At 64.2% G+C, this 11,200-nt stretch carries 10 protein-coding genes; 3 read left to right on the top strand and 7 right to left on the bottom strand.

Going from position 1 to position 11,200, the window contains the following annotated elements; translation table 11 throughout:
* Positions 1-345 precede the first annotated feature (345 nt).
* Complete coding sequence (locus QK290_RS14175; RefSeq protein WP_282331283.1) at positions 346-1,023, top strand: hypothetical protein; 678 nt, start codon at positions 346-348, stop codon at positions 1,021-1,023.
* A gap of 471 nt (positions 1,024-1,494) precedes the next feature.
* On the opposite strand, the gene QK290_RS14170 is transcribed toward QK290_RS14175, so the two are convergent.
* The 3 genes from QK290_RS14170 to QK290_RS14160 form a co-directional block, all read right to left on the bottom strand.
* Positions 1,495-2,097: a recombinase family protein gene (locus QK290_RS14170; protein ID WP_282331282.1), complete on the bottom strand. Its 603-nt coding sequence runs from the start codon at positions 2,095-2,097 to the stop codon at positions 1,495-1,497.
* 274 nt (positions 2,098-2,371) lie between these two features.
* Positions 2,372-5,509, bottom strand: coding sequence for a Tn3 family transposase (locus QK290_RS14165; protein ID WP_282331281.1), 3,138 nt, complete (start codon positions 5,507-5,509; stop codon positions 2,372-2,374).
* 96 nt (positions 5,510-5,605) lie between these two features.
* Positions 5,606-5,809 (bottom strand): hypothetical protein, encoded by a 204-nt coding sequence (locus QK290_RS14160; protein ID WP_282331286.1) that lies wholly within the window; start codon positions 5,807-5,809, stop codon positions 5,606-5,608.
* Between the two features lie 132 nt (positions 5,810-5,941).
* Here QK290_RS14160 and QK290_RS14155 point away from each other — a divergent pair, with 132 nt between their 5' ends.
* Both QK290_RS14155 and QK290_RS14150 read left to right on the top strand, forming a co-directional pair.
* On the top strand, positions 5,942-6,139 hold the full coding sequence (locus tag QK290_RS14155) for a hypothetical protein (RefSeq protein WP_348994478.1): 198 nt from the start codon (positions 5,942-5,944) through the stop codon (positions 6,137-6,139).
* 210 nt (positions 6,140-6,349) lie between these two features.
* Positions 6,350-6,742 (top strand): hypothetical protein, encoded by a 393-nt coding sequence (locus QK290_RS14150; protein ID WP_282331280.1) that lies wholly within the window; start codon positions 6,350-6,352, stop codon positions 6,740-6,742.
* A 237-nt stretch (positions 6,743-6,979) separates the two neighbouring features.
* Here the strand turns inward: QK290_RS14150 and QK290_RS14145 are convergent, their stop codons facing one another.
* Genes QK290_RS14145 through hpaD form a run of 4 tightly spaced genes read right to left on the bottom strand, consistent with a single transcriptional unit; the run spans position 6,980 to position 11,162 of the window.
* Positions 6,980-8,485 carry an NAD-dependent succinate-semialdehyde dehydrogenase gene (locus QK290_RS14145; protein ID WP_282331279.1) on the bottom strand — a complete coding sequence of 502 codons (1,506 nt, stop codon included), beginning with the start codon at positions 8,483-8,485 and terminating at the stop codon, positions 6,980-6,982.
* Between the two features lie 21 nt (positions 8,486-8,506).
* On the bottom strand, positions 8,507-9,310 hold the full coding sequence (locus QK290_RS14140) for an HpcH/HpaI aldolase/citrate lyase family protein (protein WP_282331278.1): 804 nt from the start codon (positions 9,308-9,310) through the stop codon (positions 8,507-8,509).
* Entirely contained in the window at positions 9,295-10,080 is a 786-nt protein-coding gene (gene hpaH, locus QK290_RS14135) for a 2-oxo-hept-4-ene-1,7-dioate hydratase (RefSeq protein ID WP_282331277.1), read from the bottom strand. The genes QK290_RS14140 and hpaH overlap by 16 nt, the downstream gene beginning before the upstream one ends.
* Before the next feature lie 2 nt (positions 10,081-10,082).
* Positions 10,083-11,162, bottom strand: coding sequence for a 3,4-dihydroxyphenylacetate 2,3-dioxygenase (gene hpaD / locus QK290_RS14130; protein ID WP_282331276.1), 1,080 nt, complete (start codon positions 11,160-11,162; stop codon positions 10,083-10,085).
* Positions 11,163-11,200: the final 38 nt, after the last annotated feature.

The raw sequence follows: 11,200 nt of genomic DNA, 5'->3' as shown, positions 1-11,200 counted from the left end.
AACCAACACCAACCCTGCCAGCCAGTCCCAGACCAGCCACATCAAGACTCACAGTTGGATATTTCACTTTTTCACAAGCCAGCCCTATTCCACGTTGCACGGAAAGAAGCTACCCGTTACGGTGATTGACACTGGATGGAACGCATTGGGGGTTTCTCGACCCACATCTCATGGCGCCCGGAAATAATGGTCGATTATTCATGGTCAAAATTGACAACCGTTGCTAGACTCCGATCACCGATTTGTCCAATTGGTTGAATAAGGGCATCCGGGGCAATGCCCTCGGCTGGGTTTTGGTTATTTGGGGGCACCGCCAATTCTCAAGACAGGAGCACTACGTGAAGTTTGGATACCCTTACCGGTCTTGCAGTCCTGGCACTGCTGGCCACCACGGGCCTCTCATCGGCAACCGCAGCACCGAGAAAGTCGCCGGACGCGGTAGCTGTCGCACCCACACCCGAGAATGCCAAGAAAGCGGAGCTCATTTCCCGTGAAATTGCCACCTCGGCCGACCCTAAAGCCGCCGAACGAGCGCTGAGTGCATTCGATCGGGCTCTCCTCAAAGCCTTCAATACCGTCACCGGCACAGTTAACCTTCCAGAAGTCACGACCCCCGCGCCCGGCCCGGGAGAAGGAGCCACCCTGGTCAAAGGTGACAAACGAGAAATGACCCTCATGGCAGCCGGCTGCTGGAATACCTCGTACTCGTATGCCCAAACGAACGCATTCGGAAACTGGCTGTACAAGCTGACGGTGAGCGGCGGCTTCTGCTCCAACGGATCGTATGTCTACGCCTCATGGTTCAACGGAACCTGGGGGGAGACGTATTGGATCGGCTGGCGCGACGGCGGCCAGCAGTACAGCAACGCCATTATTGCCGGTGGCAGCGCTAGAATCGTCGGACAACGGGCCTTCTATTATGGTGTGGGCGGCTGGGATATTCAGTCCAACTACCCCTGCATTCGGATATTCGGCTGCTCAAGCGGCGGAACAGGAGCGGACCTATCATGCAACCCCTGGTAACCCCGAAGACCCACAGGGTCACGGTCTCCACGTACTTCCTGATTGCTGCAGCGGCAGCCATGCTCATACCGGTATTCCCATTTACTGGTGTGTCCGCAGCACTATCCGGAATAGGCCTTCTCCTAGCCATACGTGAAGCTCCCGGACGCAACCGGACCATCACGATCGTGCTGGCATCGCTATTCCTGGTGGCAGCCGTCGGCATAACGTTATTGTCGCTCCAGACCGGATCTACTGGGCCGGTTATGGGGGAAACAACAGAGACAACACCCAGGTAACCCACGCCGAGATGGAAAGCCCTTCCCTGGATGAACAGGGAAGGGCTCTCCATTGTGTGTCCAGGGACCGAAGACCGGACGCGGAACCGATGGACGACTGACTGGTACTGCAGGATAGGGATGCTGACCCAGACGGAAAGCCACTTCAGTTCAAGAAGCCGGGGTCTTGGTAGTAATCGGGACGGATTGAGCGCTAAGCCTGTCCAGGCTTACTGACGGTTGGGCGGCGGCCGATGCTTACCTTGTTGAGGTGCCCGTAGATCGTGGATCGCGGGACTTGCAGGAGGTCTGCGATGCGTTGGACTGTGTGATTTCCCGCGTCGTAGAGCTGCTGCGCGTGGTTCGCCTGGTCCGGTGTGAGTTTGGGGCGTCGGCCGCCTGTTCGACCGCGGGCGCGGGCGGCCGCGAGGCCGTCCCGGGTGTTGGCGATGATGAGTTCTCTTTGGAGTTCAGCGAGAACGGAAAGCATCCCGAACATCGCCCGCCCTTCCGCGGTCGTGGTGTCGATGCCTTGCTCGAGGACACGCAATCCCACACCACGTTCCCGGAGATCCGCGCCGAGGGTGACGAGGTGGAGTACCGACCGGCCGAGTCTGTCGAGGCGGGTGATGACGAACTGATCACCTGCCCTGTTGGCTGAGGCGAGTGCCTTTTCGAGCTCGGGCCTACTGGCTTTGGCGCCGCTTGCGTGGTCGAGGTAGATGTTTGCTGGGTCGACGCCTGCGCGGACGAGAGCATCCGTTTGGTGGTCAGGGTTTTGCTCGGCGGTGGAGACCCTCGCGTATCCGATCAACATGTGTCGATAATAGCGCGATAGGGTTTGCCGACATTGATTTCCGGCGCGGGTTTTCGACATGGATTTCTCGGCGTGTCGCCGGCGTGTTCGGGGTGTCGGTAGATGATCCTTTCCCGACACCGGTCTAAGCGTGGCTTTTTCGAGCATTGGTCCTCAACCTCGGACATGAGCCAGGGCCGTTAGCGCCGGATCCGGTTCCATCGTTCGTGACGAATAGCGGCACTTCGGTGGTGGCTAGGACGCTGATCACCGCCCTAGCCGGCCTTGGCACCGTTCAGTCTTCCGCGCCGTCCTCGTCGTCGTCGAGTCCGGCTGTGTCCGGATTACGCAGCGGTCGTAGGTTGCCGCCCGACGGCTGGGTGGCGGTGAAGTTGTAGCGGCCAAGGAGGTTGAGGTTCTTGTGTTTGAGCGGGGAGAGCCGGGCCGCGTCCTCGTCGCGGATCTCATGGCCATCGGTGCGGAGTTGGGCAACTGCGGCGTCGATGTAGCGGGTCGTCCAGAGCACGACGGCGTTGAGGACCAGGCCGAGCGAGCCGAGCTGGTCTTCCATTCCGTCACGGTACGCCTGGTGAATGGTGCCCTTCTTGCCGTGGCAGATGTCGCGGGCCAACTTGTGCCGGGACTCCTGCACGGTGAGCTGCTTGTGCATTTGCCGCCGGTAGGTGTCATCCACGGGGTCGACGACGGCAAGTAGGTGCAGCGTCTTGGCGATCCGCCCGTATTCAGCGAACGCCTGACCGAGCGGTGTGGGGCGGCCCTCGTGGCCGAACATCCGCAGCAGGTCATAGGCGCGCACCTGGTTGGTGACCAGGGAGCCGGCCACCCGCAACATGTCCGGCCAGGCGGTGAGCACTTTGTTCACGTTCACTTTGTTGTTGCGGGCCAGCGCCTCCAACGGTCCGTAGTCATCTGCCGGCTCGGCGCCGGGCATCTGGGCTTTCCAGAACCGTTGGTCTTCAAGGTCCTTGAACCGCGGGGAGAAGCGGTAACCGAGCATCTTGAAGATACCGAAGACCATGTCGGAGTAGGAGGCGTTGTCGGTGGCGATCATCTCCGGTTTCACCCCGCCGTCCAGGTTCAACAGGGCGTCCAGGATGAACAGGGAGTCGCGCGGGGTGCCAGGCACCACCATCTGCCCGATGCCCGCCACCTGGTCATTGATCGCGTTTAGCCAGGTGATGCCCTTCTTCTTAGCGAAGTACTTCGGCGAGGGCGCGGCGTTGATGGTGCGGACGGGAACGACGAAGCGCAGGCCGTCGACGGAGGCGAGCAGGCCCTTGCCCCAGAACTGCACTATAGGCACCTGGGCCTGGGCTTCGATCAGTGCAGCGTTCGCCGCGGCGATGGTGTTGGTGCGCAGGTAGTACTGGTCAACGTGGACCAGCCTGGCGCGGGTGAGTGCCTCATGGCCGGGGTTGATCACTGGGGTCATGCCGATGTTGCAGGCCTCCGAGACGAGCAGCGCGACGATCGAGGTCGTCAGGTCCTTCATCCGGGTCCTGCCATCGCCCAGGTGCACGAAGGCGTCCAGGAATCCGGTCCAAGCGTGTACCTCGAAGAGAAGGTCCGGCAGGTCGATCTTCGGGAGCATCTTCTCCACCCGTTCTCGTAGCCAGGCCAGCGACTTCGGCTCGCCGAGCGCGTGGAGCTTCTCCACATTCAGTTTCGCCCGCCCATTTGGCATCACCTCGATGCTGATCTTCGCGTCGCCACCGGCTTCTTCGAGGCGCTCGGCCATCTGCTTCCAGGTGGCGTCCAGTACGTCGATCAGCTCCCGCAGGTGCTGATCGACATCCTCATCCAGGCTCAGGCCAGCCAGGATGTCCTCTCGTACCGCTTCCCAACCCGTGCCAATGAGCAGGCGGGCACGAGGGTCCGACCAGCGGTGGGAAGGCGAAGCGAAGATATCCCGGCGCTTCAGAGCGCGGAAGAGCTGTTCCAGGACGCACACCACGTACGCGTCGCGGTCCACCGCGCCATACGGCAGCTCGGCGTTCGCATACACTGCCTTGTGCCAGTGCGCCGGCACGATCTTGTCGTCGATCTCCCGGGGCAGCAGTGGTCTCTCGCTTATCTTCCGACGCGAAAGTGCGGGCAGCTTCTTCACCCCGGCCAAGATGCGCACCCCGCCAGCCGCGGCCTCCAGCGCCGAGGTCTCACCCAGCGGAGACAGGAACGGCTTGACGGTGTTGTAGCGCAGCGCCAGCGCCCCGCGCAGTGCGGTTTGCGCCGAATCGCCGTCCTCCGGCACCAAGGTCACCACTGTGGCCGCTGCGCCCGACATGACCGACCGAGGCGCGACGTCCTCCAACGCCCGCCATAGCGCGGCCACATCCACATCACCCCCAGCCTCATCGAGCAACTCCAGCTCCTCGATGAACACCTTCGCCGCCCTTGCCAGGATTCGGGACGCCTTCTCCAGCTGCGGCAGGGTGGACAAGCGCTGTTTATCCGTGGATCGCTTCGCAGTGCTGATCAGTCTGGTCGCCATCAGGATCTCGAACAGGTCCAGGGCATCATCAATCGCCTTGGCCTCCAGATGGCGCATCACTGCAGTGAGAATCGCCGTGAGCTTGGGTTCCGCCGTCCGCTCCAACTTCGGGGCCTTGGTGCCCAGCCCGTACCGAGCCAGCACGGAAAGACGGTTCGGCGGTACCTGTTCCAGCTTCAGCCTGCCCAGCTGGAAGATGGCTATGTCCTCAACCCGCTGCAACGCACCCTTCATCGCTGTGCCGGTGGTTCGCGTTGGCGGACGGCGCATCCGCTCCAGTTCCGAGTACCGTTTGCCCGCCGGTGTCTTCAGCGTGGCAACCAAGTCCCCGGGCAGCGCCGGATCCGCCCGCAGGGCAGCCTTGGCGATAGTGGCATGCAGCCGCTTCTCGGAGATGGTGCGGACCTCGGAAACCTGCCGTGCCAGCACGTTCACCCCGGGTAGTAGCACCCGGTGCCGACGCAACCAACCTGCCGCGTGGTCGAACAACGCGACCGGTCCCTCGGCGTGCGTCCATGCCCGCCCGTGCAGGAACGCCCTAAACTTCCGGGCGTGAGCGGGGTCCTCGTACTGGTGGTAACCGTACGCATCGCGGATCTCCCACGCGTGCTCGTACGCCGTCTTCGGGCGCTCGGTGTACTCCTTGACGCAGGAGGCATCCTCAATCTCCAGCTGCTCCGCCAGATGCTCAACGACCACCCACGGCACAGCCAAGGGGTCCTCCAGGAACAGCCCGATGTACCGGACCGTACACATCTGCAGGGCAAAACCCAAGCGATTGTGGTCACCACGCCGCTTCGCGATCAGGCTCAGGTCCTCGTCGTCGAGGAAGAAGAAGCGCTCCAACTCAGGCCGCGTCGGTTCCTCGGCGAACCTTCCATAGGCCTCAGCCTGCTCATCAGTCAGAAATTCCACTGGCATGAGACCGACAATAGCCGCCCCACCAGCAATCGACAGTCTTCCGACGAAACTCCGCGCACCATGGCTCGCCTGCGTTAAACGATCACGGTCAAGTGCTTACCGCCATCCGCTGTACCGATAGTCCCCAAGGCCGGGGGCGTAGTCGATGTTGTAGAGCAGAGCGTCATTCCTGGTCGCGGCAACTCCGGACTGGTCCGTGATGCCCGGCCAATGAATGATCATCGGCAGCCGGTGCCCAGGCTCGGAGGCCAGGCTGGCGACGCCGAGTCCCCGGACAGGCCAGCGAAGACGATTCCGCAACCGACAACATACCTGCCGGCCAAGAAGCACGAGATTTTTTCGACGGCAATAAGGACTGATGCCGGGGGGCAGGTGCAGTGTGCGGGCCTGTGGGCCCTATTTATCGGTGGGGTGGTGGCCCCGGCAGGACGCATGGCTACGGTCATGACGGTGCTGGCCAGCGGGATCGTGGCCGGCACGGCCTTCGGGTCCTCCATCGCCGGCCAGCTGGCGGAGACCCGGGGCCCGGCGGCGGCGTTCGTGGTCGCCATGGCCGCGTCTGTTGCATTGTTCGTCCTGGGCGGGATCGCCGCGATGGTTCTGCGGCGCAGCCAGCACGCTGCACCCTGAAACACGCTTCGCGCTGAACACGGCCGGTCCCTGCGGGCAGCGGCGCGCTATCCGTGCGCGGGAAATCAAACCCTGAGCGCGGCCGCTGCTGACGTCGTCGCCGGCCGCGGGAAACAATGATGGTCATCGGAACCGTGAAGGAGGACCACGACCCACGGCCTGGCCACCCCGCCGCAGTGGCAGGGCCGACCGCTTCCGGCCAAGCCCGGGATGCTGCATCCGCGGCTCGCGGCAGCAGCGGCAGGGGCGTTGTCATACGTCTTCATGCTCTCCACGCACACGAATCCCGTGGCGGTGGCGCTGGCGGCGGTCATGACGGCTGCTTGCGTGCCGTGTGCTGTGTCGCTGTGGCGCCGCGGAGATCCCGGGTCTGCGCGGATGCCCATGGCGGTGTCGCTTGCGATGGTGACAATTCACGGATTTATGCTGACCGGGAGCCTCACAAGTGCAGCTCCGCACGCCGGGCATACCGCCGGTACCGGCCACGTTGCCGGTGGGGGAGCGGAGAGTGGAGCGGTGTCGATGATCGCCGTGATGGGGTGTGACTACATTGCCGCAGCCTTGGCCGGTCTCTGGCAGAGTGTCCGACGGCCAACAGAATAGCCTGGGGACGGCCTCCTGAGTTTGCCGTCCCTGAGCTGGTCAGGCGTAGTCGAGGCTTCGGGCCAGACCGCGCGCGAGCAGTTCGACGAGCTGCTTGGACCTGGCTTCGTCCGGATCTGCCAGATGCGATAAAGCGCGGGCCGACGTGGGCGTGGGCCAGCAACTGGATCCTGGCGACTCGATAGGGCCCTTGTCGTCGCCGGAACGACAACGGGACGGACGCCCACTCGGGCGTGGTCAGCGAGCGTATGGGTCTGCTATGCCGATGTATTGGGTGGTGGTGTATTCGGCGATCCCTTCGGATCCGCCTTCACGTCCGAGCCCGGATTGCTTGACTCCGCCGAAGGGCGCGGCCGCGTTGGAGATGACCCCGGCGTTGAAACCGACCATGCCGAACTCGATCTGTTCGGCCACGCGCAGTAAACGGTTGAAGTTGCGGCTGTAGACGTAGGACGCGAGGCCGTATTCGCTGGCATTAGCCAATCCGATGGCGTCTTCCTCGGTGGCAAAGGTGGTGACCGGGGCGACGGGGCCGAAGATTTCCTGTCGGAGGATCTCCGCGTCGTTCGGCACGTTGGCCAGGACGGTGGGCTGGTAGAAGTATCCGGGCCCGTCTACGGGGGCTCCTCCGGTTACGGCGGTGGCACCGGCGTCGACGGCGGCGCTTACCAGGGCGTGCACGTCATCCCGGGCGTCGGCGTCAATGAGCGGGCCCACCTGGGTGGCTGGTTCGGTGCCCCGGCCGGTGGTGAGGGCGCCCATGGCGGCGGCGAACCTTTTCGTGAACTCGGCGGCCACGGATTCCTGGACCAGGAAGCGGTTGGCGGCGGTGCAGGCTTCGCCCATGTTCCGCATTTTCGCGGCCATGGCACCTTCGACGGCTTTGTCCAGGTCGGCGTCCTCGAAGACGATGAACGGGGCGTTCCCTCCGAGCTCCATGGAGGTACGCAGCACGTTCTGCGCGGCGTCGGCGATGAGGCGTTTGCCCACGGGGGTGGAGCCAGTGAAGGAAACCTTTCGCAGGCGGGAGTCCTTCAGTAGCGGAGCGGAAATCCCGGCAGCCGATGAGGAGGAGACCACGTTCAGGACACCGGCCGGGAGGCCGGCCTCCATCATGGTCTGCGCGAACAGATGCGATGTCAGGGGTGTGAGTTTGGCGGGTTTGAGGACCATGGTGCAGCCGGCGGCGACTGCCGGGGCGACTTTGCGGGTGGCCATGGCGAGGGGGAAGTTCCAGGGCGTGATGAGCAGGCAGGGGCCCACGGGTTTGTGCTGGACCAGGATCTTGTTTTTGCCCTCGGGGGTGGTGAGGTAGCGGCCGTAGTCCCGGACGGCTTCTTCGGAGAACCAGCGCAGGAATTCGGCGCCGTAGGTGACTTCGCCGCGGGCTTCGGCCAGTGGCTTGCCCATTTCCAGGGTCATGAGCAACGCGAAGTCTTCGGCGCGTTCGGTGATCAGGTCGAAGGCGCGGCGCAGGATCTCGGCGCGTTCACGGGGTGCGGTGCGCGCCCAGGATGCCTGGGCTGCATCGGCTGCGTCGAGTGCGGCGAGTGCGTCGTCGCTCGTGGCGGACGCTAGGGTGGCGAGCACCTCCCCGGTGGCGGGGTCGTGGACATCGAACGTGCCGCCGTCGGACGCGTCCCGCCACTGCCCGCCGATGAGCAGGCCGGTGGGCACGGAGGCGAGCAGCGCGGATTCACGTTCCGGTGACACGGCAGGAGAGAGAGTTGAAGAAGCTGTCATCTAAGAAGTCCTTTGGAGTGGTCAGTAGCTGGCGGGCGTTTCGTCGCCGTCGGGCGTGATGAATTCGGCCGCGAGGGCTTCGGAGCCGCGGGCCAGGAGGGCGACGTCGGCGCCCACCAGGAAGAAGCTGGCACCGCTGTCGAGGTAGTGCCGGGCGGTATCGGGGTTGAAGGCGTTCACACCGGCCGGTTTGCCGGCCCTCTTGGCTGCAGCGAGGCAGTGCTCGACGGCGGCGCGAACCTCTTCGTGTTCCTGCTGTCCCAGCAGGCCCATGGAGGCGGCGAGGTCGGATGGTCCCAGGAAGATGGCGTCCACACCGTCCACCGCGAGGATCTCCTCGACGGCCTCAACTGACGCCGTCGATTCAATTTGCACGGTGACGCTGATGGTCTCGCTGGCGCGGGTGAGGTAGTCCGGGATCCGGTTCCAGCGGGCGGCGCGGGCCAGCGCGGATCCCACACCCCGGACGCCGTGGGGCGGGTAACGGGTGGCGGCAACTGCCGCTTCCGCTTCGGCCGCAGAGTTCACCATGGGGATCAGCAGGTTCTGCACGCCGACGTCCAGGTACTGCTTGATGAGCACGGTGTCGTTGACCGGCGGGCGGACGAGCGTGTGGACCGGGTAGCCGTGGATGGCCTGGAGTTGGACGAGGATGGATTCGAGGCTGTTGGGGCTGTGCTCGGCGTCCACCAGAAGCCAGTCCAGGCCGGATCCGGCGCAAAGTTCGGCGATCAGCGGGCTGCCGGAGCAGACCCACATCCCCGCCAGCGGCCGGTCCGCCGCGGTGAGGGCGTGACGGAAGGTGTCTTCTATTCGAAGCGGCATGTCACTACCCCCAGTGGTCCGTAGTCGGCGTGGACGGTGTCGCCTTTGTGTACCCACATGGGGCGGGTGAAAGAGCCGGCGAGGATGATGTCCCCGGCCTTCATCCCGTCCCCGTGGGCGGCGATCTTGTTCGCCAGCCAGTGCACGCCGTTGGCGGGGTGGTCCAGGACGCCGGCGGCCACACCGGTTTCCTCCACGGTTTGGTTTTTGTAGAGGATTGCTGCGACCCAGCGGAGGTCGACGGCGTCGGGCTTGACGGGGTTGCCGCCGATCACCATGGCGCCCATCGCGGCGTTGTCGGCGATGGTGTCCACGATGGTCCGGCCCTCCATTTCGATCCGCGAGTCCAGGATCTCGAGGGCCGGAACCACGTAGTCGGTGGCGTTGAGGACATCGAAGATGGTGCAGCCGGGGCCTTTGAGTGCGCTCTTGAGGACAAACGCGAGTTCCACTTCCACCCGGGGGTGGGTGTATTTGTCCCACTCCACGGAGCAGCCGGTGTCCAGAACCATGTCATCGAAGATGGCGCCGTAGTCCGGTTCGGTGATGCCTGTGGCGGCCTGCATGGCCTTGGACGTGAGGCCGATTTTGCGGCCCACCAGGGTGCGTCCGGCTTCCTCGTTCCGCCGCCGCCACAACTGCTGCACGGCGTACGAATCCTCCACCGTCATCCCTGGATATCGCGCAGTCAGCCGGGGGACGGGGGTGCGGGACCGGCCAGCCTCCAGCAATTCGTCGGCGATGGCCTCAATGGTCTTGGCATCTAGCATGGCTACAGCTGCGCCCCGAGCTTGAACCCTTCGGCTGCGCTCTCTGCGTCCTTACGGGTGTAGGAGAAGCCGTCGGCGCCGACGGTGACGGCCATTTCGGAGGCGTCGGTGCGTTCGATGACGGGCTGGGGGTTGCCGTCGAGGTCCAGGACCAGGGAGGCCTCGGTGTACCAGGAGGGGACTACGGGGTTGCCCCACCAGTCGCGGCGCTGGTTGTCGTGGACGTCCCAGGTGACGGTGGGGTTGTCGGGATCGCCGGTGTAGTAGTCCTGGGTGTAGATCTCGATGCGGTGCCCGTCGGGGTCCAGGATGTAGAGGTAGAAGGCGTTCGAGACGCCGTGCCGGCCGGGGCCGCGTTCGATCCGGTCGCTGATGCGCAGGGCGCCCATTTTGTCGCAGATCTGGATGATGTTGTGTTTTTCGTGGGTGGCGAAGGCGACGTGGTGCATGCGCGGGCCGTTGCCGCCGGTCAGGGCGGTGTCGTGGACGGTCTGTTTGCGGTGCATCCACGCGGCGTAGGTCACGCCGTCGGAGTCCTTGATGTCTTCAGAGACGCGGAAGCCGAGGTCTTCGAGGTAGGCACGCCCGCGGGGCACGTCGGGGGTGACCTGGTTGAAGTGGTCCAGGCGGACCAGTTCACCGGCGGAGTAGAGGTCGTAGCGCTGGGTGAGGCGTTCCACATGCTCCACGTCGTAGAAGAATTCGTAGGGGAAGCCCAGCGGGTCCTCGACGCGGACGGAATCACCGATTCCCTTGGTGAAGCCGTCCTTGCGGCGCTCAACCCGGCACCCGAGTTCCTTGTAGTAGGCCTCGGCGGCGTCCACTTCGGCGGGCGACTTCACCCGGTAGGCGAAAGCGGCGACGGCGGCGATGGGTCCCTTGCGCAGGACCAGGTTGTGGTGGATGAACTCCTCGAGGGGGCGCAGATAGATGTTGTTTTCGTCTTCCTCGGTGACGTGCAGGCCCAGGACGTCGACGTAGAACTCGCGCGATTTAGCGAGGTCGGTGACCACAATTTCCATGTAGGCGCAGCGGACGATGTCCGGGGCCGGAACGGTGGGGGTGGGAACGAAGTTGGTCATGGTGTTCTCTCTTCTTTGAGCAGGTAAGGGGGGCGGGG

The organism is Pseudarthrobacter sp. AL07 (assembly GCF_029960665.1).
Classification (GTDB): domain Bacteria; phylum Actinomycetota; class Actinomycetes; order Actinomycetales; family Micrococcaceae; genus Arthrobacter.
Note: the sequence above shows the minus strand (reverse complement) of the source record. Positions and strands in the feature narration are given on the sequence as shown.

Coding starts and splice junctions, on each gene's coding strand:
- QK290_RS14170 (WP_282331282.1), bottom strand. CDS start 2,097: ATGTTGATCGGATACGCGAGGGTCTCCACCGCCGAGCAAAACCCTGAC.
- QK290_RS14165 (WP_282331281.1), bottom strand. CDS start 5,509: ATGCCAGTGGAATTTCTGACTGATGAGCAGGCTGAGGCCTATGGAAGG.
- QK290_RS14155 (WP_348994478.1), top strand. CDS start 5,942: ATGGCTACGGTCATGACGGTGCTGGCCAGCGGGATCGTGGCCGGCACG.
- QK290_RS14150 (WP_282331280.1), top strand. CDS start 6,350: ATGCTGCATCCGCGGCTCGCGGCAGCAGCGGCAGGGGCGTTGTCATAC.
- QK290_RS14145 (WP_282331279.1), bottom strand. CDS start 8,485: ATGACAGCTTCTTCAACTCTCTCTCCTGCCGTGTCACCGGAACGTGAA.
- QK290_RS14140 (WP_282331278.1), bottom strand. CDS start 9,310: ATGCCGCTTCGAATAGAAGACACCTTCCGTCACGCCCTCACCGCGGCG.
- hpaH (WP_282331277.1), bottom strand. CDS start 10,080: ATGCTAGATGCCAAGACCATTGAGGCCATCGCCGACGAATTGCTGGAG.
- hpaD (WP_282331276.1), bottom strand. CDS start 11,162: ATGACCAACTTCGTTCCCACCCCCACCGTTCCGGCCCCGGACATCGTC.